Consider the following 22670-nt stretch of genomic DNA (forward strand, 5'->3'; position numbering starts at 1 on the left):
TGTCGGTCCCGGGGGAGAGCTGAGAGGCGGAGGCCGGGTGTCGCTCAGACGTGCAGGACAGGTCGTGGCGCGGGTCGTGGTGGTGGCTGCGGGCACGGTGGCGGTCGGGGTGGCGATCAACCAGGTGCTGAACGGAGGTGAGTGGAACTGGTGGGCGCTGGGGGTGGCTGCGACGATCGCGGTTGCGGCTGAGGCGGTGAACCAGTGGCTGGCCCGCCGGGATGTGATCAGGTCTGAGCCGCAGCCTTCGGCGCAGGTGCCGGTGCCGTTGGAGTCCCGGTCGGTGAACGTGAGCGGATCGGTGTCGGGGGTTATCGCCACCGGTGATGGCGCCACGATCATCCAAGGCGTTCAGCCGCCTGTGCTCAGGCCTCCGGCGCAAGTGGAGGCGGCCCCGGGGCTGGTGCACCTGCCCGCTGCCTCGGGGGTGTTCGTGGGCCGTGGTGATGAGCTCGCCCGGCTGGAAGCGGCGTTGAGCGGCTCCGGCCAGGTGGTGGTGGCCGCGGTGCACGGGATGGGTGGGATCGGCAAGTCCACGCTGGTCGCCCGCTACGCCGCCGACCACGCCGACCGCTTCCACCCCATCTGGTGGATCACCGCTGACGCCTCCGCCGCGCTGCAGGCCGGCCTGGCCGACCTGGCGAGCGCACTGCAGAGCGAAGCCGCCGCCGGACAGGAGTTGGAGGCACTGGCCGAGCAGGCGGTGGTGTGGCTGGCTTCCCACACAGGCTGGTTGCTGGTGCTGGACAACGTCGCGGACCCGGCCGACATCGCCCCGCTGCTGGCCCGTCTGAGATCCGGCCGCGTGGTGGTGACCAGCCGCCTGGCCCAGGGCTGGCATCGCCTGGACGCCTGGGTGCTGCATGTGGACGTGCTGGACGAGGCCGAGGCGGTCGACCTGCTCACCCGCCTGGCCCGGCCAAGGGATTCGGCAGATTGGCCCGGTGCCGCGGACCTCGTCGAAGAGCTGGGCCATCTGCCGCTGGCCATCGACCAGGCCGGCGCCTACCTGGCCCAGACCCGCCTGACTCCGGCCGCTTACCTGGCCCTGCTGACCGAGCAACCCCAGGTGATGTACGACCGGGCAGCCCGAGGAGCGCCCGCCGAACGCACGATCGCCCGCATCTGGCGGATCACCCTCGACTCCTTGAGCGCCGCAAGTCCGCTGGCCGCCGATCTGCTGCGCATCCTGGCCTGGCTGGCTCCTGAAGACGTCCCCCGCTCCCTGCTGGAAGAGCTGACCCGCCCTCTCCTCACCATCGGTGCTCCCCGCCGACGGTGGCGTCGGCGCGGCCGCACCGCCGATGCCGCAGGCTGGTCGCCTTCCCGGCCGTTCACCGACACCGCGAACCTGACCGAAGCCCTGGGCCTGCTGGCCGCCTACAACATGATCACCCTCACCCAGGACACGATCACTGTGCACCGCCTCGTCCAGGCCGTCGCGCGCACTCCCGACGCAGGCGATCCCCACCGCCTCCCCGAGGCCGTCACCGCAGCCCGCGACCACGCCACTCAACTGCTGCGCCAAACCTTCCCCTCCACCATCAGCGATCCCGCCGACTGGCCGGCCTGGCGGGCTCTGGCTCCTCACCTCGACGCCTTGGCGAGCCGCACCACGGTGGCCACCGACACCCTGACCACGGCCTCCCTCCTCAGCGGGGCCGCAGCGTTCCTGGAAAACCAAGGCGCCGTCCACCGCGCCATCCCCTACTACGAACGCAGCCTTGCGACCATCCAGCGGCTCTGCGGCCCGCTCGATCCTGAGACCCTGGCCGCCCGCACCGGCCTCGCCAACGCTTATCGAACGGTCGGGAGCCTGGAGCGGGCCATCCCCCTGCTGGAGCAGAACCTTTCCGACTCCCTGCGGGTGCTGGGCGAAGACCATCCCGACACCCTGGCCTGCCGCAGCGACCTCGCCTACGCCCGCGAGTCGGCGGGAGACCTGGATCAGGCCGTCTCCCTGTACGAGCAGACCCTCGCGGTCTGCCTGCGGGTGCTGGGCGAAGACCATCCCGACACCCTGGCCTCCCGCAACAACCTCGCCCTCACCTGCAAGAACGCCGGAGACCTGAACCGAGCCATCTCCCTGTACGAGCAGACCCTCGCGGACCGGCTGCGGGTGCTGGGCGATGGTCACCCCGATGTCATGGTCTCCCGCAACAACCTCGCCAGCGCCTACCAGGACGCCGGAGACCTGGACCGGGCTCTGCCTCTGTACGAGCAGGCCTTGGCCGACTCCCTGCACCTGTTGGGTGAAGACCATCCCGACACCCTGGCCTGCCGCAGCAACCTCGCCCTCGCCTATGAGAAGGCAGGGAGGCCGGACCAGGCGATCTCCTTGCTGGAACAGATCCTCACCGACTCACTGCAAGTGCTGGGCCACGACCATCCCAGCACTCTGGCCTATCGCAACAACCTCGCCTACGCTCACGAGTCGATGGGGAACCTGGATCAGGCCATCTCCCTGTACGAGCAGAACCTTTCCGACTCCCTGCGCCTGCTGGGTGAAGACCACCCCGAGACCCTGGCCTCTCGCAACAATCTCGCCAGCGCCTACCGGGAAGCCGGAGATCCGGACAGGGCCATCTTCTTGCACGAGCAGACCCTCGCCGACCGGCTGCGGATACTGGGTGAAGACCATCCCGACACCCTGGCCTCCCGCAACAACCTCGCCAGCGCCTACCAAGACGCCGGGGATCTGAACCGGGCCCTGCCTCTGTACGAGCAGAACCTCGACGCCTGCATGCGCCTGCTGGGCGAAGACCACCCTGAGACTCTGACCTACCGCGGCAACCTCGCCTACGCCTACTGGGCAGCAGAGGACCTGGACAAGGCCCTTCCCTTGTTGGAGCAGAACCTCGCCGACCGGCTGCGGATACTGGGCGAAGACCACCCCGACACACTGACCTCCTGCAACAACCTGGCGGCCGCCCACGAGTCGATGGGGAACCTGGATCAGGCCATCTCCTTGTACGAGCAGACCCTTGCCACCTGTATACGGGTACTGGGCGAAGACCACCCCCTCACACGCACCGTGCGCGAGAACCTGGAAGACGCCAAACAGGAATGACCCTTTGTGCACGGAGGGGCGGCGGGCGTTCGCTTGTGACCAGCGCGTCCCGCAGGCCCAGCAGGAGGACTCCGCCTGCCAGGACGCAGGTTTGAGGGAAAGGTCTCTCTTCCGCCCCTCTTCAGCAATGCCGATTTTTTTGACCGTCCTGGCTCCGCGCTCCGGTCAGATGGAGCGGGTCGAGGACAGGAGGGTGTCGAGGTCTCCCGGGGTGGTGAAGGAGTTCGGGATGGCCACCAGGAGCAGGCCGAGACGGCCGGTGCCGGGGTCGGTCAGGAGCAGGGCGGCGGTGATGGAGGTGACCTGCCAGCCGTTGGCGCGGGCGTCGGGGAAGTCCAGCCGGAAGCGTTCTGTCCATGCGGCTGCGGCTCGGGGGCGGGAGGACGGGCCTGAGGCGAGAGCGGTCTGGGTATGGAGGACGGTGAACAGTTCGTTCAGGATGCGGGTCTTGACTCTGGCCGCGACGGTTCGCAGGCCGTCCTGCCGGGTGTAGCCCTGGGTTTCGTTCGTTCTGGGGACGCCGGAGACGCACAGGGCGTTGAAGCTGGCCCCGTTGGTCGGGGCTTGGACGGCTGCGATCTGGCCCGCGGTGAACGACTGCTTCCACTCCTGGCCGATCGGTGTCCAGGGAGCGGCAAGGCGCGGGTAGACCAGGTCGGCTCTCACGTCTTCGATCAGGCCGAGTGCGGTGGAGGTGGCCGTTTCGGCGGAGGCGGTCGGGGTCGTGCTCGAACTCGCGGCGGTCTGCGGAGTCTGTGGCTGCGAGCGGTCCGTCTGCGTCCAGAGCACGACTGCCGCTGCCAGGACGGCCACGGTCGTCGCGGCTGCTCCGGCCAGCAGCCGCATTCTGCCCGGTCCCGCCGCAACGGCCTCGGCCCGGCGGGCAGCGCGGTCAGGTCGGGTTCCTCGCGCAGGACGCGGTACAGCAACGCAGGCGCAGGGCCGCGGCCGAAGGGAGGCTCGCCGGCGGCGGCGAAAGCCAGGACGGCGCCCAGAGCGAAGACGTCGGCCGCAGGGTGATCGTCCGGTCGCCGCGGGCCTGTTCCGGCGCCATGAACGCCGGTGTGCCGGGCGTGAGGCCGGTCGCCGTCTCGCTGGTGGCCTCCAGAGCGCGGGCGATGCCGAAGTCGATGACCCGCGGGCCGTCCTCGGCCAAGAGCACGTTGCCCGGCTTGAGGTCGCGGTGCACCAGGTCGCAGGCGTGGATCGCGGCCAGCCCCTCGGCGAGCCCGGCGCCCAGGACCTGGACCGACGGCTCCGGCAGCGGCCCGTGCGCCTCCACCGCCTCCCGCAGCGAGGGGCCGGGGACATAGGCCGTGACCAGCCACGGCGTCAGCGCCTGCGGGTCGGCGTCGACCACCGGGGCGGTGTGGAAGCCGCCCACCCGCCGAGCCGCCTCCACCTCGACCGCGAACCGCCGCCGGAACTCGCTGTTCCGCCCGTACTCGGGCCTGACCACCTTCACCGCGACCGGGCGTCCTCCCGGCGAACGCCCCAGGAACACCTGCCCCATCCCGCCGCCACCCAGCCGCCCCACCAGCTGGTACACCCCGACCCGGCGAGGGTCCTCCGGGCGCAGACCCTCCACACCGCCTCCTTGGAATCCGCCCGTCACGGGATGGGACCGATCAGCCGCTCAGCGCCGTTTGACCTTGATGAAGGGCGAATACGCCTCATACGCGGTGCCGAAGCGGGCGGCGGCGAACGTCCCGGCGCACTGGAAGGCCACCTTGCGCTTGAAGCGGCCCTTGCGGTCGGTCCGCACATAGGCGATCGGGTAGATCTTCAGCTTCTTGTTCCTGTCGCAGGTGTATCCGAGCAGGACGCGCACCCGCTTGTAGGGGCTTTTGCCGCCGGTGGCGCCCACCTGCAGCAGACGGCCGCTGAACGTCAGCCGCTCGCCTGTCCCAGCCCTCTTCTTCGACACCTTCATGCCGGTGAACCGGCTGCTCTTGTACCGGTGGTAGACGGGGCTGGAACTGTCGCCCCAGTACTCGTCTCCCGGATAGTGCAGCCGCCAGTAACCGGGCTCGTCATGGCGGAAGGCGCCGAAGTCCGGGGCGTAGGCGTGGACGGGGAAACGCCGGACCCTCTTCCACGGGCCGCTGGTGCCGGGCCGGAACTCCAGATACATCCGCCCGGTCGCCAACGGCAGGGACATCACAGCACGCATGAATTCCCCTAGGGGAAAGAGGTGATCATTCGGGCATGACGCCCTCGATCGTACGCCGAACAAGCCACCACACCCAGCCAAGAGCCACCATGCTCAGGCGGTGCCGCTCCTTCGACATGGAGGTCGAGCGCGGTCTGACGGGGTTGGGTCTGGAGTCGCAGTGTTTGAAGCTCGGCGAGGAGGTCGGTGAGCTGGTGGCCGCCGCCGTCAGCGACCCCGGTCAGGCCCCGGGTGAGTGTGTCGATGTGCTGATCCTGCTCGCCTCGGTCGCCAAGGCGGTCTTTTCCTCGCCGTCGCAGGATCAGGTTGCTCTGGCCAGTGTGGACACGGCGCTCCTGCGCTACCGGGCCCAGGTGACCGTGCACGCCCCGGCCGACTCGATCAAGGTGTCCGCGGTGCAGGCGGACCCGGTGGACGGCAACACGTGCATCGTCCACGCGGGCGCCGACACCCCCGGCATCGAACGGACGGCGGGAGATCCGCAGAGCCCGTAAGGAGAAGTCGGCCGCCACCGAAACCGGTCGCGAGCACCTGATGCTGCCGGACGGCCGCGAACCGTCCGTATGCGGCACGTCGAGCAGGGGATCCGGGCCTCGGCCAGCCGTTTCCGAGCGTGTCGTCGGTGGTGGGTGCTCGGGAGGCTCAGAGGGGGATGTTGCCGTGTTTGCGCGGGGGAGTGTCCAGGCGCTTGTTCTGGAGGGCGGCGAAGGCTTCGGCGACCACCGTGCGGGTCTCGTGGGGGAGGATCACTTCGTCGATGTAGCCGCGTTCGGCGGAGACGTAGGGGTTGCAGAAGTCCCGGGTGTACTCGGCCAGGAGGCGGCTGCGCTCGGCCGCCGGGTCCGCGGCGGCCTTCACGGTCCGGTGGTGCAGGACGGTGACGGCGCTCTCGGCGCCCATGACGGCGATCTCGGCCGTCGGCCAGGCGAAGTTGATGTCGGTGCCCAGGTGCTTGGAGCCCATCACCCCGTAGCCGCCCCCGTAGGCCTTGCGGGTGACGACGGTGACCATCGGGACGGTGGCGTCGGCGTAGGCGTAGATCAGCTTGGCTCCGCGGCGGATGATGCCCTCGCGCTCCTGGTCGAGGCTCGGGAGGAAGCCCGGCACGTCCACGACGCTGAGGATGGGGATGTTGAAGGCGTCGCAGGTGCGGATGAAGCGGGCGGCCTTCTCGCTGGCGTCGATGTCGAGGGCGCCGGCCATGTGCATGGGCTGGTTGGCCACCACGCCCACGCTGCGGCCGTCGATCCGCCCGAAGCCGCAGATCATGTTGGGCGCGAAGAGGGGCTGGACCTCGAGCAGCTCGCCCTCGTCCAGGATGGTGTGGACGACCTTGCGCATGTCGTAGGGCTGGTTGCGCCTGTCGGGGATCAGCGAGTCGAGGGCCAGGTCCTCCTCGGTGAACTCGCGCGGCTCGGTGGCGGCGTAGACGGGCGGCTCGTCCAGGTTGTTCGACGGCAGGTAGCCCAGGAGCAGACGCACGTACTCGAAGGCCGACTTCTCGTCGGGCGCCAGATGGTGGGCGACGCCGGAGACCGTGCTGTGGCTGTGCGCGCCGCCGAGCTCCTCGCGGTCTACCTCGTGCCCGGTGACCGTCTTGAGGACCTCGGGCCCGGTGACGAACATGTGCGAGAGGCCGTCGACCATCACGATGAAGTCGGTGATCGCCGGGGCGTACACGGCGCCGCCGGCGCAGGGCCCGGCCATGAGAGAGATCTGCGGGATCACCCCGGACGCCCGGACGTGCCGCTTGACCAGCTCCGCGTAGTAGGCGAGGGAGACCACTCCCTCCTGGATGCGGGCGCCGCCGGAGTCGTTGATGCTGATGATCGGGCATCCGGTGCGCAGGGCCAGGTCCATCACCTTGACGACCTTCTCGCCGTACACCTCGCCCAGCGAACCCCCGAAGACGGTGAAGTCCTGGGAGAACACGCAGACCCGCCGGCCGTCGATGGTGCCGTAGCCGGTGATCACGCCGTCGCCGAAGGGGCGGTCCTCGTCCAGGCCGAGGGCGGGGCTGCGGTGGCGGGCCAGCGCGTCGAGCTCATGGAAGGATCCCGGATCGAGCAGGCCCTCGATCCGCTCGCGGGCCGTCAGCTTGCCCTTCGCGTGCTGGCGTTCGACCGCGCGGGGGTCCTGCGGCTCGGCGAGACGGGCTCTGCGCCGTCGCAGTTCCTCCAGTTTCTCCGCCGTCGCTCCTGCGAAGTCACCGAGCATTCCGTCTCCCGCCGTCAGCCGATCCGGTGGAGCGTATCGCCAATCGGTGGGGGAATGTCCAGAGTCTGGCGATATGCAATGTGATCGCAGTTTCTCCCGGGCGGATGATGCCGGCGGCGAGGGGTGGAAATCCCCATCGGGCGCGCAGGCGGCGGAGGCCGCGGCCATCCGGATCATGAGCACGTGGCGGCCCTGGCATCGGCCGCACGCCAGGTGCTGAAGACCGATCTGAACCGTCCGACCGCAGGGCGCGATCGAGGCCTGCACCCTCATGGACGTGCACGGCGCCGGGCCTCCTCGGCGGATCGGCTTCTCCTGGCCATTAAGACAATCATGTATATATAGTGAACGACGGAGACCGACCCGCGACCGACATCTCCTCGGCGGCGAAGCGGCGGCCGCACGCGGACGTCCACGGCGTGATCCCGCGCGGGGGCGCGGCACCGGGACGGTGAGGACGGCCCCCGGGGCCTGTCGGCGGGATGAACCGGAGACGAGGGGCCGCATGGCGGAGAAGGCACTGGAAGGCGTGGATCCGACGGTGCCGAGCATGGCGCGGATCTACGACTACGGGCTGGGCGGGACCGACAACCACCCCGTGGACCGGGAGATCAGCGACCGGGTCGGCACGGTGATGCCGGAGACGCGGAAGGTCGCGGTGCTGAACCGGGCGCTGCTGCGGCGGGCCGTCCGGTACCTGGCGGGCGAGGCCGGCGTCCGGCAGTTCCTCGACCTCGGCTCGGGGCTTCCCACGCGGGACAACACCCACCAGGTGGCGGGACGGGAGGCGCCGGACGTCCGGGTCGTCTACGTCGACGACGACCCGGCGGTCCGGGCGCACGCCGCCGCGCTGCTGTCGGAGGACGGCCGGACGGCGGTGGTCACCGCCGACCTGCGTGACACCGAGGCGGTCCTGGCGCATCCGGACGTCGTGCGGCTCCTCGACTTCGATGAGCCGCTGGGCGTTCTGATGAGCGGGATCCTCCACCATTTTCCCGCGTCCGACGACCCTGCCGGAATCGCCGCCGCCTACCTGGCACCGGCCGCGTCCGGAAGCCATCTGCTGATCAGCCACTTCCACCGGGGCGTGCCCGAGGCCGCGGAACTGGAGCGCAAGTTCGTCGCGAGCCTCGGCAGCGGCTGGTTCCGCACCGCCGAAGAGATCACCGCGTACTTCGGCGACCTCCGGCTTCTGGAGCCCGGCGTCGTTCCGGCCACCCTGTGGCGGCCTGACCCCGCCTACGACCGCGCGCTCTTCCCCGACATCACCACGCGTTCCGGCCACGAGACGGAGGTCGGCCCCATCGAGTCGCTCATCGTCGGAGGCGTCGCCCGCAAGGAGTGACGCCCGCCGCGGGGTACGTCCGTAGCCGTGGTGCGCTTCAATCCTTTGACGACAGGCAGTGCAAGGCCCTTCTCGGCCGCCTGGTGTTCAGCCGCACAGATCTCTGGCTGTCGTGGGTCATGACGTTGTTGACGTGGCGTCGGTCAGAGGCTTCGGGGGGTAGGCGCGGAGCACGAGGGATGTGGTGACGGGGCCGTAACGGGCGAGCGCGTCGACGACTTCTTCGAGTCGTCCTGCCTGCGGGCAGTGAACCTCGAAGATGAGGCAGTCCTCCCCGGTGACTCTGAGCGTGGAGGCGATCTCGGGGGTCCGGGAGGCGAAGTCCAGAGCGCGTGAGAGCTGGGCGTGCGTGGTGCGCAGCCGGATGACCGCGTGAATGTTCAGGCCGAGGGCCGCCGGGGCGACCACGGCTCGGTAGCCGGTGATGACGCCGTTCTTCTCCAGCCGTTGGATGCGCGCGCTGGCCGCGGGCTGCGAGAGTCCGACGCGGCGCCCTACCTCCGCGCCGGTCAACCGGCCGTCGGTCTGGAGCAGGGCGAGGATGTCCCGGTCTATCCGGTCGAGTGGTTCCATCGTTGTCCGCACCACTTTCTTTGAGATCACTTGCGGCACCGCCATTGCCCTGATGCATCCAGCAGAATCTGCGCCAGGCGCCCCCAGGATCGTAGGGAGCGGCGAGTGAAACGGTGGTGGGCAGTGGTCGCGTATGTCATCGTCCCGGGTATCGACGGCTCGGACGGGCAGCACTGGCAGACCTTGTGGGAGCACCAGTGGGGCACCTCAGCGGTGAGGATCTCCCCAGCCTCGTGGTCCGCCCCCGATCTGGACGACTGGGTCGGAGCCGTCCAGGCGGCGTACGACGACGCTTCCCGGCGGGACAACCGCGTTGTGCTGGTGGCCCACAGCCTGGGCTGCTGGGCCGCGTCCACCTGGCTGAACCGGAATCCCGCCGACCCGGCAGGCGGCGCATTCCTGGTCGCGCCGCCCGACCCGCACGGGCCGGCCTTCCCACGCCAGGCGGCTGCGACGTTCATGGAGGCGTCGGCACAACCGTTGCCGTGCCCGGCCCTGGTGGTGGGCAGCGCCAACGACCCGTACTGCACCCCCGAGACGGCCGCAGGCTTCGCGGCGCGGTGGGATGCGCGATGGCACCTGGCGGGCGCGTACGGACACATCAACTCCGCCAGCGGCCTGGGCCCGTGGCGGCACGGCCGTGAACTCCTGGACTCGCTGACCCAGCAGTGATCAACCACCGCATAGCCTCCTGGTACCGCCCTTCGGGTAAGGAGGCCCGCCCGTCGACGCACAAGAATGCGCCGCTGTCTGATGAAACGCGGAGGAAGGGACGCATCCGAGCCATGAAGACCGCTTCAGGAATCGTCAGGCGGGATTTCCGCAGTGATCGCGGAGGAACTGCCGCCGACCATTCGTGAGTCGGGTCGGCCCATCTCGGTGCGCAGTGCATTCCGGTGATGCGGTCGCGCGGCCTCAGCGCCGGACGTTCGCCGCCGCGGTGATCTGCTGGGCCTGCTCGACGATCAGTTCCAGGCGGGCATGGTGGGCGCCCTGCCAGTAGACCTGGCCGCAGTCGGCGCACTTGGCGAAGGCGTCGTAGGCGTGTTCCGTGCCGTCCTTGAGCTCGGCGCGGATCGAGTCCTTGGTCGTTTTGACGAGGTCGCCGTTGCAGGAGACACAGCGTTCCCAGGGGGCGAGTTCCGGCGCGAAGCGTTCGAGTGTCTCGCGCAGCTGCTGCTCGGGGCGGGTGCTGTAGACGTAGGCGCCGGCCCAGAGTTCGCGTCGGCGCAGGAGCCCGCGGTCTCGGGAGAGCAGGACGCGACGCTCGGCGGCCGAACGGGCCGCCAGCGCGGGGTCGCCGATGTCCGTGCTCTCGTATGCGGTGTCGATGCCCAGCAGCCGCATCCGCCGGGCCAGGGTGCCCAGATGGACGTCGAGCAGGAAGCGCAGGGGGGCGCCTTCGATCCGCTGCGGGCGGGAAACCGGGCGGACTTCCACGCTCTCACCGGCCGCCGGAACATGAGCGGTCGACACCGTCCGACCGTCCACCACGAGCCCGCCCACCTCGGTGAGGGGAACACCGAGGGATTCGACGACATGACCGAGCGTGGAGACGCCGTCGGTGACCACGGCGGTACGTCCGGTCCGGCGACGGGCGTCCACGAAAATGTGCAGTTCGGGGGCGAAACTGAGCTGTATTTCCGGTCGGATCACCGCCATAGGATGCCATCCGTTCACTTCCATGACCAACGCTTATCTCGGCCCGCACACACGGTGAGCCTCTTCCTCGAACAACGATATGTGGACTGCTCGTCCGCCCGACCGACCGTGCCGGCCGGAGATCACCTCCATGAGCGATAGGAGGTGCGCGACGATGGCGGGAAGCACGCGTATGCGGTACCACGTGTTCCCCGCCGCGGCGTTGTAGACGATCTGCGCCTCCTGTGCTGCCACCGGGATCCCTTCGGGCCGCCTCGGGATCGGACTCCAAGCAAGGAGGCGCCGGCTCGGGCGGCCTGCCGGAGGGGTCACGCGGGTGTGATGGTGATCGATCTGGTGGTGAGGCAGCTGCCGATGCCGTTCGCGTCGCGGGTCGTACTGATGAGGTGGTCGGGGTGCATGCTGTGGGCCTGGTTGATGCCGAAGGTGTCGCTGTGGACGCGGCGGGCGAGGGCCAGGCCGCGGTCGATGTCGGGAGTCCAGACCGAGCCCGACAGGCCGTCGTGGGCGTCCTCGGCGAGACGGACGGCTTCCTCCTCGTCGTCGTAGGGGATCACGGTGAGAACGGGTCCGAAGGCCTGTTCGTGGGAGGGGCGGAAGCCGGGGTCGGTATCGGCCAGGAGGGTGGGGCGCACGTACCAGCCGCGGTCGATCCCGCTGGGGAGCCCGGTGCCGCCGACGAGGGCGCGGGCCCCCCGCCGCAGGGCGCGTTCGATGTGGTCGTGGACCCGCTGCTGCTGGCGGCGGGTGGCCAGGGGGCCGATGTCGGTCGAGGGCTCGGCGGGGTCCCCGACGGCGAGGCCGCCGACCATCGAGGCGAGGGCGTCGAGGTGGTGTGCGTAGCGGCTGCGGGGCAGGAGGATCCGGGTCTGGGCGATGCGGATCTGCCCGTTGTTCATCAGGCCTGCGGTCTTGATCCCGGCGGCGACCGCGGCGGGATCGGCGTCGTCGAGCACGATGGCGGCGGAACGGCCGCCGAGCCCGAGACTGATCTGCTTGTCGGCGGCGCCACTGATCGCGGCGACCTTCCAGCAGGATTCAGAGGAGCCGGTGAAGAACACCTTGTCGACGCCGAGGTGGGACACCAGGTACTCGCCGGTCTCGGGACCTGCGGGCAGGACGCTGACCAGGCCGGGCGGCAGGCCCGCCTGGTCCAGGGCCTCCGCGAGCAGGTAGGCGTCCAGCGGGGTGCGCGGGGAGGGCTTGAGGATGACCGGGCAGCCCGCCAGCAGGGCCGGCACAAGCCGGGAGACCGCCACGAGCATCGGCATGTTCCACGGGATGATCGCGGCGACGACCCCCAGGGGTTCGTGCCGCAGGATGAGGTCTTCGCCGTGTAGGCCGCGGCTGCTCTCCTCCCACTGGTATCCCTCGGCGACGTCGGCGAGAGAGCGCATCATCGCCCACGGCAGGTCGGTGTGGCCGGAGCGGGCGAAGGTGATGGGAGCGCCCATCTGCGCAGTGACCGTCTGGGCGATGTCCTCGCGGAGCAGCCCGTACCGATGTGCCGCTGCGCGGATCACCGCGGCGCGTTCCGCTGGTTCCAGGCGCGGCCACGGTCCGTCCTCGAACGCCTCACGGGCGACGTCCACGGCCCGGTCGACGTCCTCGGGACCCGCCGCGGCGACCCTGGCCACGACCTGCTCGGTGTGCGGGGACACCACCTCGATCGTCCCGCCGTCGCTTGGCGCGGTCCACGCTCCGCCCACCCACAGACGTCCCTGATCCCTCATCGGCCCTCCATGTCCGGACCCGAAGGCCGCCACGGGGAGCAGCGGCGCCCAAGGCGGCCGCCGCGGTCGGTGCGGAGTGCCAAAGTCTCTCCCTACCAGCAGAACGGCGCGGTGGGACGCACCCGCCGGATTCCCTCGCCGAGTAACCGCGTTATTCGAGTAATGAGGTTACTCTCTCAAGGGGTTGAAGAGTAGGGCGACTTCTGCGGGGCCGGAGGTGGAGATGTCCGAGCCGCAGCCGGCCGACGTCATCGTGCGCACGGTGATCGGGCTGCTGGAGGAGGGCGGCTACGACGCCGTCCATCTGCGCGAGGTCGCCCGGCAGGCCCAGGTGTCACTGACCACGGTCTACAAGCTGTTCCCCACCCGCGACGAACTCATCGCGACGGCGGTGGAGCAGTGGATGGCCGTCAACGGCTGCGCCCAACCGGGACCGCCCCCTCCCGGAGAGAGCCTGTACGGCTGCCTCATGCGGCTGCTGCGGCATGTGTTCGAGCCGTGGGAACGCAACCCGCGGATGCTGGAGGTCTACTATCGGGCCGCCCAGGCCGGCGCGGGGGCGGAGCGGCTGATCAAGCAGGCCTACCAGGTGATCGAACCCACCGCCTGGGCCATGCTCGACGACTACGAGCCCGCCTACGTGGCCGACCTCGCGCTCATCCTCACCCACATCGCCCACGGCGTCGTCGCCCGCTTCGCCGCCGGCGAGATCCCGATCACCGAGATCCTTCCCCTGCTGGAACGCACCGTCTACCGGCTCACCGCCGATAACCGGCCCGGTACCACCCGCCGCCCGCACGTGATCCCGGTACCGGACCAGACCGCCTCCGACCGCGACGACTGACCGGTGAGGCCACGGGCCGCCCGGGCTCGCCAATGGCCGGTGGACGGCTTCCTTACGCGGGCGCCGCCCTGGTCCAGGGCGGCGCCGTGCGGTCGAGGAGGCTCCGCCCGCCGAGTCGTTGCGCGACGCGCAGAAGTGCCTGACCCGAGAGCGGCTCATCGACGCTGCATTCGAGGCATTCCACCGGCACGGCTATCAGGCGACCAACGCGAGCGTCATAGCCAAAGCCGCAGGCGCCAGCCGCGCCACCTTCTACCTGCATTTCTCCAGCAAGGCCGAGATCGTCATCGAACTGCTGGAACGGATCGAGCCCTCGGTCCTGGAGATCTACGAGCGGCTGGACGAGTTGGAGCACCCGTCCCTTCAGGACGTCCGCGACTGGGTGGCCGACACCGTCGCCTGGTGGGAACGCGACAGGCTCCGCTTCGAGGCGTTCGAGCAGGCGCTCGCCGTCGAACCCAGGGTCGCCGAACGCTGGTACTCCAGCTTCGTCCGCGCCGCCGAGAGCATGACGCGCCACCTCTCGGCCTTCTCCTCCGCCGAACGCGACGCCGAACGGCTCCGTATCATCACCTTGATGGCCCAGCTCGACAGGACCATGTACTTCACAACGGTGCAACGCGTCGCCCCCGCGGACGCCGCGCTCCTCGACGTCCTGGCACACCAATGGCACGCCGCGCTGCATCGTCGCCCTTCAGGCCTGTCCGACGGCCGGGGCCGGTAGCCGAGCCGAAACGGGAGGAGACCGATTCCTGATCGGAGTCCGGTCCACGGCGTGATCCGGGCGGGCGGCGTCCGAGCGCCCTCGCGAACGGCGGGTTGAGAATCCCGATCGGGTCGGCGACAGGCATCCAGGATGCGGTCGACGGGGCCGTCGGGGAGGAGCTCTCCGCTCAGCGCGGCGTGGACATGGCCGAGTCTCTCGTCGTTGTCCGTGGTCGCCGTGGCACGGGCGATGAGCCGGATCGCGTGGACGTCACCACGGCGAAGGAGTGCGTGGCAGCGGGGCGGCTCACCGGTCGGGAGGCACGATCCCCGGGGTCGCCCAGCCGTTTCGCATCAGGGCGTTGAGCGCCGGGGGCGAGGATTCGTCGGCCATGGCGGCTCCGCGCACCCAGCTTGTGGCGAGCACGCTCAGGAACAGGTCCCGGCCGCGCACCTCGGGGCGGGCGCCGCCGTCACGTTGGGCCGCGTGGAGGAACTCATCGGTGGTGGTGATGTAGCCCTGGCATGTCAGGGCCAGCGGGGATGTGTCCTCGGTGAGCGCCATCCGCAAGGGCTCGGGCAGTCCGTCGAAGGCCGTGGCCCACCATTCCAGCGCGTCCAGCCACTGGGCCAGCGCTTCGGTGGAGTCGCGCGCCTCCTTTCGGATGGCGTCGCGACGGGACACCAGCTCGTCCTCGCGCGCCTTGAGCAGTGCGGCGAGCAGCGCCTCCCGGTTCGGGAAGTGCCGGTAGAGGGTGCCGGGACCGACGCCGGCCCGTTTGGCGATGGCTTCCAGGGAACCGGTGATGCCGTGCTCGGAGAAGTACTGCTCGGCGACGCCGAGGATGTGCGTCCGGTTCCGCTGCGCGTCCGTCCGCGGCCTGCGCGCGCGGGCGCCTGTCGTCTCGGGCACGTCCGACCACCCCTCTTTGACAAAACGGAGGCAGCCTCCGTATATTGGCGATGCCTAAACGGATGCTACCTCCGGATTCAGTCGCGCGGCTACCCGCCGCACTGCCGTCCCGCAGTCGGGAAAGCGGCGTCCAGGTCCCCATCAGTCGAAGGACGTGTCGTGACCACCCCACAAATGCTCCTGGCCATCCAGATCGCCAACGGACCGCCGTCTTCACACCTCTGCTGATGACCGCGGCCATGCGCCTGTTCCCCGCCGCCCGCCACGGTCGGATGATGGAGCTGGTCACGGCCGTGGCGTCGGCGGTCGGCATGCCTCGATGCACGCCTGGGCATGGATCCAAGTACGATCACGCAGCTTTCAAGCGGCTGGACGCGCCGGATGGCCACGCGGACCTTGATCCTGCGGACGAGCGATGGGCGCTGGCGGACCTGACACCTCGTGGCTGCGCTCTCGAATCCGAGAACCGGGACATCACCGACAAGATCAAGTTCGAATACCGGCTGTAGATCAGGATCCGGACGGCCTCCGTCGCACGCGCGCACCCTGCAGTCGAGTGCGCCCTTACCAGTACAAGGAGACTCCAATGAAGATCGGCATTCTGGGTGTCGGGCATATCGGCAAAACCTTGGCTCAGCGGTTGAGCGCGGCCGGACATGAGGTGAAGGTGGCCAACTCGCGCGGCCCGGAGACGATCGGGGCCGATGTGCTGGCCTCGGGCGGACGAGCGGTCACGGCGGCTGAGGTCGTGGCGGACGTCGACGCCGTGATCCTCTCGATCCCCTTCAGTAATCTCCCGCAGGTCGCGCCGCTGATCACCGGCGTGCCGGCCGACACAGTCGTCATCGACACGTCGAACTACTATCCGATGCGAGACAGCAGGAACGAGGCCGTCGACGCCGGCCAGGTCGAGAGCCTGTGGGTCGCCGAACAGCTGGGCCGGCCTGTCGCCAAGGCATGGAACACCATCGGTTCCGACTCGCTCGCGAACAAAGGCAAACCCGCGGGAAGCACGGATCGCATCGCTCTGCCCGTTGCAGCCGACAGCCCAAGAGATCGCGACCTGGCGATGGCGCTCGTCGAGGACACCGGGTTCGACGCATTCGACGCCGGGACGCTCGCGGAATCGTGGCGGCAGCAACCCGGCACACCCTGCTACGGCACAGACCTCACTCGCGAGGAGCTGCCGGGCGCACTGGCGGCGGCGGACGCGACGCGATCGCCGAAGCGACGGGATCTGGCGGTCGCTGCGATCCAGGAAAGAGTCGGGGACGCCACAACGAATCCGGATGCGGAATACGGCGTCCGCCTGAGTCGTGCCCTGTTCATGTGAGCACAAGACCCACGATGACGCAGCATCCCGATCGCCGCGCTGCACGGTCAAGGAGGACCGCGACGCGCGGCAGGCCGAGCAACCGCCGCAACCGACCCGGGACGCCCGAGCTCGGCGGGCATCGAGGAACGGGCTGCCAAGAAGGACGGGCCCGCCGGCACGACTCAGAAAGGGAACAACATGAAGATCACGGTCATCGGTGCGGGGGCGATCGGGGGGAATCTGGCCCGCAAGCTCAGCGCGGTCGGTCACGACGTGCAGATCGCCGACGCCCGGGGGCCGGAGAGCGTCCCGGCCGACGTGCTGGACTCCGGCGCCCGCGCTGTGGCCCTGGACGATGCCGCGCGGGACAGGGACGTGATCATCCTGTCGATTCCGTTCGACCGGGTCCCGGAGCTGGCCGCACCGCTGTCCTCGGTTTCTGATGAGACGGTGGTCATCGACACCTCCAACTACTACCCCCATCTCGGCGGCCGTATCGAGGCGGTGGACAACGGGCAGGTGGAGAGCGTGCGGAACGCCGAGCTGCTGGGCAGGCCGCTGGTCAAGGCATGGAACGCCGCCCTGGCCGAAACACAGCGGACCAAGGGCGTCCCGGCGGGAACCCCGGGGCGCATCGCCATCCCCGTCGCAGCCGATTCGCCGCGGGCGCGGCGAGTGGCCATGCAGCTGGTGGACGATACGGGCTTCGACCCCTTCGATGCCGGTGTGCTCGCCGACTCCTGGCGCCAGCAGCCCATGAGCCCGGCCTACTGCACCGAGTTGACCTTGGAGGAGATGGGGCTGGCGCTGGCCGCCGCCGACCGGGACAAAGACGTGCGCGTCCGCGACAGCATGATGGAGCGCTTCGCCGCCCTCGGTGACGCCCCCTCGCTGGAGGACGTCGTCGAGATGAACCGCGCCGCCCACCGCTGACACCCGGGCCACCACGCCCGCACGACGAACACGCGCGGGTGCCGTCGGCGGCATCCTTTCGAGCACATCCGAACGCCGCGAGATCAAGTGCGGAGCGGGTGGCGGCCATGCCCGCCGAGATCGGGCCGGTGGGCATGGCCGAGCCGATCACCGGGTTCGTCGGCGAGGGCCTCCAGCTGATCGTGGACTACGCGGGGTTCGGGACCACCACCGTCCAGGCCGTGGAAACGCTCGGCATCGATGGTGGCGCCGTACGGGGGAGCGGTGATGCCGCCGCTCCAGGCCGCGAAGATCGAGTCGGGCGTCGCCAACGGTGGTCCTGTTTGTTGGATATGCGGTTATAAGGACTGTGGTCATTGCTCTGAGGGCGGCGTGGTCAAGCCTGGGCGGGTGTTCGACCGGGACTTCGCGTGGCGGCACCTGGTGGCCTTCGTGGAGCGCCGGAGCGATCGTCCGCAGCTCGCGGTCTGATCGCCGCGTTCGTAGTCCAGGATCGGCGCACTTGGCCGGAAGGCCGCAAACCGCACTCAGCCGTCTACGTTGGGGCGGATGAGGATGGAGATCGACGAGCTCGAGGGGTGGCTGCGGGAGCGGCTGCCGGGGTTGGCGGAGGAGCACGGGGTGCCGGGGGCGGCGGTCGCCGTCGGAACCGGGGGGCGGGTGGTCGAGGCGGCGGCGGGAGTGCTGAGCACGGCGACGGGGGTGGAGGCGACGGTCGACTCGGTGTTCCAGATCGGGTCGGTCACCAAGGTGCTGACGGCGACGCTGGTGATGGGGCTCGTCGCCGACGGGCTGGTGGAGCTCGACGCGCCGGTGGCCAGGTACCTTCCCGGGTTCCGGGAGGCGACCGTCCGGCAGTTGCTGTGCCACACGGCCGGGTTCGAGGGGGATGTGTTCACCGACACGGGCAAGGGGGACGACTGCCTGGAGAGGTACGTGGAACTGCTGGCCGACGTGTCGCAGACCTTCGAGCCCGGACAGATGTTCTCCTACAACAACGCCGGTTACAGCGTGCTCGGGCGGATCGTCGAGGTCGTACGGGGCGAGCCGTTCGACCGGTGCATGCGGGACTACCTGTTCACGCCCCTGGGCATGACGCACGCGGCGAACGACCCGTACGAGGCGATCTTGCATCGCGCGGCGGTGGGGCACCTGGGCGGGCGGCCCGTCCCGGTCTGGGCGATGGCGCGCTCGAACGCGCCCGCCGGGTCGATGCTCGCCATGACGGCGCGCGACCTGCTGACCTTCGCTCGGGCGCATCTGGCCGAGGAGAAGCTGCGGGCCATGCGCGAGCCGCAGGTCGCCCTGCCGGACATCGGCTGGGGGACGGCCTGGGGCCTGGGTTGGGCGCTTTACGACCTGCCGGGCGGTCCGGTGTTCGGCCACGACGGCAACACGATCGGGCAGTCGGCCGTCCTGCGGGTCGACCCCGGCCGCGACGTGTCCGTGGCGATCCTCACCAACGGCGGCGATCGCAAGCCGTTGATGAAGGAGATCCTCGGCAGGGTCGTCGAGTCGCCCGCCGAGCCCGTCCCGGATCCCGCGGCGCGCCCGGACGCAGGGCGCTGCGCGGGCGTCTACCTGTCGAGCACGAGTCGGACCACGGTGAGCGGGGACGATCGGGGACGGCTGTGGCTCGAGCAGGTCCCGCTCGGCCTCGCGGCGCAGGCCGGCGACGAGCCGTACCGGACGGAGCTGCTCGGCTGGCGGGGCGACTCCCTGCTGCCCGCCGAGCCCGGCCGCGGGCCCGTCGCGTTTCTGGGAGACGACGGCGAGGGCCGTGCGCGTTACCTGCACACGGGCCGGGCCGATGTCCGTGCGGCCCTACGGACCGGAGCCGAAGGTCCAGGAGTCCCGGTGGCAATGAAGAAATTTGGCTGACTACGCCTCTGGAACGCGGTTTTGCAAGTGAGCGACGCGGGCTTGGCGGGTGATCGACATGGCGGTTACGGTTCTGAGCGTGAGGTGGACGTAGGCCTGTGAGCGGCGGAGAGGAAGAACCGACGAACCCGGGCGGCGGCGGGCCGCATGCGGGTCTTCGCCGGTATGTGCTGACCGGGGCTCCTGGCGCGGGCAAGACCGCGATCGCTCACCGGATGAGGAAGCGCGGGCATGCGGTGATCGACGAGGCGGCCACCGATGTCATCGCCTGCCGGCAGTCCCGCGGTGAGGAGGAACCCTGGAACGGCCCCGGTTTCATCGAAGAGATCGTCCGGGTGCAGCGGCGGCGCCAGCGGGCATCTGCCGACGCCGGGACGGTCGTGCAGATCTATGACCGCTCCCCGCTGTGCACGCTGGCCCTGGCCCGGTACCTGGACCGTCCGGTGCCCGCGGCACTGAGCGCGGAAATCGACCGCATGACGCGCGAGAACGTCTACGATCCGCAGGTCTTCTTCGTCCATCCGATCGGTTTCATCGTCGCCACCGCGGCGCGTCGGATCTCCTTCGAGGAGTCACTGGTGTTCGCACGCGTTCATGAGCAGGTGTACCGGGAGCACGGCTACGGCCTGATCGACGTGCCGCCAGGCCCTGTCGAAGAACGCGTGGCTTTGATCGAGGAACGCATCCGAACGTCGCCGTGACCGCAAGCCGGTGCGGGTCGCTTGCGGCGCAGAACGTCTTCGCGAGCCCGTAGGGCCGGTCACCCTGACTCCGTCAGGCGTCGAAACGGTCGCGCGCGCTCTCGATGTGGCCGAGGTGCTGGTGGGTCCAGCCGCATATGGCGTCGACCGCGGTGCGCAGGCCCCGGCCCGGTTCGGTGAGGGTGTACTCGACCCGCGGCGGCACGGTGGGGTACACCTTCCGGTCGACCAGGCCGTTGCGCTCCAGCATGCGCAGGTTCTGGGTGAGCATCTTGTGGCTGACGCCCTCGACCTCGTTCCGCAGCTCGTTGAAGCGCAGGGTGCGCTCGCCGAGCGCCTCGATGATCAGGAACGCCCACTTGTTGGCGACGTCCGAGAAGATCTCCCGCGCCAGGGAGTCGGCGCGCCGCAGGTCGGCGTCTTCGGGCAGGCCCTTGAGCAGTTGCTTGGTCACCATCAGGTTCCTCGGTTACCGAAAAGTGCGTTCTTCCAGATCAACCTTCACTCTCCTACAGTTCCCAAGTAACCACAAGAGAGTGAACCGGAAGGACGAGCACCATGGCCACCATCGATGTCTTCACCTACAACGTGCCGGCCGAGAGCGATTTCGGCTACTCACAGGCGATCAAGTCCGGCGAGCTGGTCCACGTCTCCGGACAGCTCGCGTTCGATGAGGCGGGCGAGTTCCTCCACGCGGACGACTTCGCCGCCCAGCTCGAGCAGACCCACGCCAACATGGACAGGGTCCTGGACCACTACGGCGCCACCCGGAACCAGATCGTCTCGCAGACCCTGTACCTGGTGGACCTGCGGCAGAACGCCGCGGCGGTGGCGGAGGGCAACCTGGGGTACTTCGGCGACCACCGCCCGGCCAGCACGGTCCTGGGCGTCACCGAGCTGACCTTGCCCGGCCAGGTCATCGAGATCAGCTTCATCATCGACATGAAACTGCCCGCTTGAGGTCCCCCATCCGGCACGGGCGGCCGGGTGGGGGAGGGGCCAGCCATGGATGAAGAACTTGCCGGTGACGGGTCGGCCGAGCCAGGTCGCGGTGATCTGGACCTCGGTGTCGATCGGCACGGAGCCGCTCACGGTGACCGGGACGACGCCGCCGGACACCCCGGGCGGTCCGACCTCGACACCGGGGGTGGCGCTCGCCAGGGCGATCCTGGCGCCGGACGGGGTGAGGCTCGTGCCGATCGAGACGGGGATCTCGTTGTTGCGGGTGCCGGGGCCGGGGACCGAGCCCGGCTTGGCCGAATAGCGGTCACCGAGGGAGAGTTTCCAGCGGGGCGGTGGCGATCAGAACCTGAATACCCGAGACTTTGCGCTTCGGACGGTTGTGCTCAGCGGTGGCCGCCACTCGATGATCATCATGTTGAGTAGCCAACACCCGAACCGCAAAAACGATCAGGATCTGCCGCTGACATCCCCAAAAAGGGATCAAACGGTGCGACCACGGCGCTGATCACCAACGCCATCATCGCCGTCGGGCAGTTCCAGCGCGGCCTTCGAAACGACTTCACTGCTGAAGGCCGCTACCGTGGTCGCCTGCACCCACGGAGTGAGCCGCGACGCCGTGCGAACCGCGCTCGTCGGCCTACTGCCCGACCGGTCCGCCTGGCAGGCCGATCCCTGAAGGGCGGCTCGCCGTGGCCGTAGGGGTTCGGGCCGCATCAGGAGCGCGCCTCATCCGGCGGGTCGACGGTGAGGAGGTCTCCGGGCTGGCAATTCAGGGCGTGGCAGATGCGGGTGAGGGTGCTGAAGCGGATCGCTTTGGCGCGTTCGTTCTTGAGGATCGACAGGTTGACGGTGGTGATGCCGACCCGGTGGGCGAGTTCGGCCAGCGTCATGCCGCGTTCGGCGAGCAGGCGGTCGAGGTGGAGCCGGACCCGGTGGTCGTCTTCGGCGGGCATCAGACGACCCCGGCCAGGTCTTCGCGCATCCGGGTGCCGACCTGCATGACGCGGGCGATGGTGAGCAGGCCCAGCCCGGTCAGCAGGTCGGTCAGCGGGAGGGTGAGCACGCCTTCGAGCAGGATGATCCCGATGCCGTTGTGCAGGATGTCGTCGGACACGGCGAAGGTGTCGACCAGTGCGGCGTCCATGCCGTCCTGGATCGCGTGGGCGAGGTAGCCGCCGGCGATCAGCGTCCAGCCGATGACACGGAGCCGGACGGCGACCAGCGGGCTGAACGGACTGTCGGTCTCGGCCGTGCGCAACAACCTGAAGAACAGGAAGAACACCGTGAAGTACAGCAGGAATCCCGGCGCCTGCGTCATCGAGTACAGGACGCGCTGCGTCATGCTCGGTGTGTCATCGCACATCTGCAGGTTCTTCACCAAGAGCATGGTGTCCGGCTGGACCAGCTTGCGGTAACCGGTCAGGCCCTTGTCGTATTCGTTGCCGGCGAAGCGCAGCTCGGGCGTTGTGCATACCGCGGTGTCGCCCACGCCCAGGAAGCTGGTGCGGTCGTTGAAGGCCGTGTACAGGACCCCGGAGACCGTGGAGATCACCAGCAGGGCGAGTATGAACCGGACAGCGAAAGAGAAAGGCTGCAGGGGGTTGCGCGAAGCGCGACTCATGCGAGGTCCTGACATATCGAG

Annotated in this window: 25 protein-coding genes; 13 read left to right on the forward strand and 12 right to left on the reverse strand. The window is 69.3% G+C overall.

Going from position 1 to position 22670, the window contains the following annotated elements:
- Positions 1 to 37 precede the first annotated feature (37 nt).
- Positions 38 to 3070: an FxSxx-COOH system tetratricopeptide repeat protein gene (gene fxsT, locus C2865_RS35835; RefSeq protein ID WP_198653840.1), complete on the forward strand. Its 3033-nt coding sequence runs from the start codon at positions 38 to 40 to the stop codon at positions 3068 to 3070.
- 165 nt (positions 3071 to 3235) lie between these two features.
- On the opposite strand, the gene C2865_RS35840 is transcribed toward fxsT, so the two are convergent.
- Genes C2865_RS35840 through C2865_RS35850 form a run of 3 tightly spaced genes read right to left on the reverse strand, consistent with a single transcriptional unit; the run spans position 3236 to position 5243 of the window.
- Entirely contained in the window at positions 3236 to 3916 is a 681-nt protein-coding gene (locus C2865_RS35840) for a hypothetical protein (RefSeq protein ID WP_232835997.1), read from the reverse strand.
- Between the two features lie 46 nt (positions 3917 to 3962).
- Positions 3963 to 4658, reverse strand: coding sequence for a serine/threonine-protein kinase (locus C2865_RS35845; protein WP_232835998.1), 696 nt, complete (start codon positions 4656 to 4658; stop codon positions 3963 to 3965).
- Positions 4659 to 4706: 48 nt separating this feature from the next.
- Positions 4707 to 5243: a hypothetical protein gene (locus C2865_RS35850; RefSeq protein ID WP_157964041.1), complete on the reverse strand. Its 537-nt coding sequence runs from the start codon at positions 5241 to 5243 to the stop codon at positions 4707 to 4709.
- Between the two features lie 35 nt (positions 5244 to 5278).
- Here C2865_RS35850 and C2865_RS35855 point away from each other — a divergent pair, with 35 nt between their 5' ends.
- Positions 5279 to 5737, forward strand: coding sequence for a nucleoside triphosphate pyrophosphohydrolase family protein (locus tag C2865_RS35855; RefSeq protein ID WP_157964042.1), 459 nt, complete (start codon positions 5279 to 5281; stop codon positions 5735 to 5737).
- Between the two features lie 148 nt (positions 5738 to 5885).
- Here the strand turns inward: C2865_RS35855 and C2865_RS35860 are convergent, their stop codons facing one another.
- Complete coding sequence (locus C2865_RS35860; protein WP_106403113.1) at positions 5886 to 7460, reverse strand: acyl-CoA carboxylase subunit beta; 1575 nt, start codon at positions 7458 to 7460, stop codon at positions 5886 to 5888.
- 505 nt (positions 7461 to 7965) lie between these two features.
- Between C2865_RS35860 and C2865_RS35865 the strand changes: the two genes are divergently transcribed.
- On the forward strand, positions 7966 to 8805 hold the full coding sequence (locus C2865_RS35865) for an SAM-dependent methyltransferase (protein WP_106403114.1): 840 nt from the start codon (positions 7966 to 7968) through the stop codon (positions 8803 to 8805).
- Between the two features lie 117 nt (positions 8806 to 8922).
- Here the strand turns inward: C2865_RS35865 and C2865_RS35870 are convergent, their stop codons facing one another.
- Positions 8923 to 9378 (reverse strand): Lrp/AsnC family transcriptional regulator, encoded by a 456-nt coding sequence (locus C2865_RS35870; protein WP_106403384.1) that lies wholly within the window; start codon positions 9376 to 9378, stop codon positions 8923 to 8925.
- A 105-nt stretch (positions 9379 to 9483) separates the two neighbouring features.
- Between C2865_RS35870 and C2865_RS35875 the strand changes: the two genes are divergently transcribed.
- Entirely contained in the window at positions 9484 to 10050 is a 567-nt protein-coding gene (locus tag C2865_RS35875) for an RBBP9/YdeN family alpha/beta hydrolase (protein ID WP_198653841.1), read from the forward strand.
- 243 nt (positions 10051 to 10293) lie between these two features.
- Here C2865_RS35875 and C2865_RS35880 read toward each other — a convergent pair whose 3' ends face one another.
- Both C2865_RS35880 and C2865_RS35890 read right to left on the reverse strand, forming a co-directional pair.
- Positions 10294 to 11040 carry a Mut7-C RNAse domain-containing protein gene (locus tag C2865_RS35880; protein ID WP_198653842.1) on the reverse strand — a complete coding sequence of 249 codons (747 nt, stop codon included), beginning with the start codon at positions 11038 to 11040 and terminating at the stop codon, positions 10294 to 10296.
- 308 nt (positions 11041 to 11348) lie between these two features.
- Positions 11349 to 12773 carry an aldehyde dehydrogenase family protein gene (locus C2865_RS35890; protein WP_106403117.1) on the reverse strand — a complete coding sequence of 475 codons (1425 nt, stop codon included), beginning with the start codon at positions 12771 to 12773 and terminating at the stop codon, positions 11349 to 11351.
- Positions 12774 to 12996: 223 nt separating this feature from the next.
- Between C2865_RS35890 and C2865_RS35895 the strand changes: the two genes are divergently transcribed.
- Positions 12997 to 13617, forward strand: a complete 621-nt coding sequence (locus C2865_RS35895) for a TetR family transcriptional regulator (RefSeq protein WP_106403118.1) — start codon at positions 12997 to 12999, stop codon at positions 13615 to 13617.
- 118 nt (positions 13618 to 13735) lie between these two features.
- The gene (locus C2865_RS35900; RefSeq protein ID WP_106403119.1) at positions 13736 to 14341 is read left to right on the forward strand and encodes a TetR/AcrR family transcriptional regulator; all 606 of its coding nucleotides are present in this window, start codon (positions 13736 to 13738) and stop codon (positions 14339 to 14341) included.
- Between the two features lie 288 nt (positions 14342 to 14629).
- Here C2865_RS35900 and C2865_RS35905 read toward each other — a convergent pair whose 3' ends face one another.
- Entirely contained in the window at positions 14630 to 15235 is a 606-nt protein-coding gene (locus tag C2865_RS35905; RefSeq protein ID WP_106403120.1) for a TetR/AcrR family transcriptional regulator, read from the reverse strand.
- A 227-nt stretch (positions 15236 to 15462) separates the two neighbouring features.
- Between C2865_RS35905 and C2865_RS35910 the strand changes: the two genes are divergently transcribed.
- The 3 genes from C2865_RS35910 (at position 15463) to C2865_RS35920 (ending at position 17483) form a co-directional block, all read left to right on the forward strand.
- Positions 15463 to 15744: a hypothetical protein gene (locus C2865_RS35910; protein WP_106403121.1), complete on the forward strand. Its 282-nt coding sequence runs from the start codon at positions 15463 to 15465 to the stop codon at positions 15742 to 15744.
- Positions 15745 to 15821: 77 nt separating this feature from the next.
- Complete coding sequence (locus tag C2865_RS35915; RefSeq protein ID WP_106403122.1) at positions 15822 to 16568, forward strand: NADPH-dependent F420 reductase; 747 nt, start codon at positions 15822 to 15824, stop codon at positions 16566 to 16568.
- A gap of 120 nt (positions 16569 to 16688) precedes the next feature.
- Positions 16689 to 17483 (forward strand): NADPH-dependent F420 reductase, encoded by a 795-nt coding sequence (locus C2865_RS35920; RefSeq protein WP_269802772.1) that lies wholly within the window; start codon positions 16689 to 16691, stop codon positions 17481 to 17483.
- A gap of 83 nt (positions 17484 to 17566) precedes the next feature.
- On the opposite strand, the gene C2865_RS39765 is transcribed toward C2865_RS35920, so the two are convergent.
- A complete protein-coding gene (locus tag C2865_RS39765; protein WP_157964043.1) occupies positions 17567 to 17794 on the reverse strand; it encodes a hypothetical protein in 228 nt (75 codons plus the stop codon).
- Between the two features lie 238 nt (positions 17795 to 18032).
- Here C2865_RS39765 and C2865_RS35930 point away from each other — a divergent pair, with 238 nt between their 5' ends.
- On the forward strand, positions 18033 to 19364 hold the full coding sequence (locus C2865_RS35930; protein WP_232835999.1) for a serine hydrolase domain-containing protein: 1332 nt from the start codon (positions 18033 to 18035) through the stop codon (positions 19362 to 19364).
- A gap of 98 nt (positions 19365 to 19462) precedes the next feature.
- Positions 19463 to 20065 carry an AAA family ATPase gene (locus tag C2865_RS35935; RefSeq protein ID WP_106403126.1) on the forward strand — a complete coding sequence of 201 codons (603 nt, stop codon included), beginning with the start codon at positions 19463 to 19465 and terminating at the stop codon, positions 20063 to 20065.
- Positions 20066 to 20138: 73 nt separating this feature from the next.
- On the opposite strand, the gene C2865_RS35940 is transcribed toward C2865_RS35935, so the two are convergent.
- A complete protein-coding gene (locus C2865_RS35940; RefSeq protein WP_106403127.1) occupies positions 20139 to 20522 on the reverse strand; it encodes a winged helix-turn-helix transcriptional regulator in 384 nt (127 codons plus the stop codon).
- Between the two features lie 101 nt (positions 20523 to 20623).
- Between C2865_RS35940 and C2865_RS35945 the strand changes: the two genes are divergently transcribed.
- Together C2865_RS35945 and C2865_RS35950 are read left to right on the forward strand one after the other, a co-directional pair.
- Entirely contained in the window at positions 20624 to 21025 is a 402-nt protein-coding gene (locus C2865_RS35945; protein WP_106403128.1) for a RidA family protein, read from the forward strand.
- A gap of 49 nt (positions 21026 to 21074) precedes the next feature.
- On the forward strand, positions 21075 to 21329 hold the full coding sequence (locus C2865_RS35950; RefSeq protein ID WP_157964044.1) for a hypothetical protein: 255 nt from the start codon (positions 21075 to 21077) through the stop codon (positions 21327 to 21329).
- A gap of 412 nt (positions 21330 to 21741) precedes the next feature.
- Here the strand turns inward: C2865_RS35950 and C2865_RS35955 are convergent, their stop codons facing one another.
- On the reverse strand, positions 21742 to 21981 hold the full coding sequence (locus tag C2865_RS35955) for a helix-turn-helix domain-containing protein (protein WP_106403130.1): 240 nt from the start codon (positions 21979 to 21981) through the stop codon (positions 21742 to 21744).
- On the reverse strand, positions 21981 to 22649 hold the full coding sequence (locus C2865_RS35960) for a DUF2975 domain-containing protein (RefSeq protein ID WP_157964045.1): 669 nt from the start codon (positions 22647 to 22649) through the stop codon (positions 21981 to 21983). The genes C2865_RS35955 and C2865_RS35960 overlap by 1 nt, the downstream gene beginning before the upstream one ends.
- Between the last annotated feature and the right edge of the window lie 21 nt (positions 22650 to 22670).

The sequence above is a fragment of the Actinocorallia populi genome, assembly GCF_002995495.1.
Lineage (GTDB): Bacteria > Actinomycetota > Actinomycetes > Streptosporangiales > Streptosporangiaceae > Actinocorallia > Actinocorallia populi.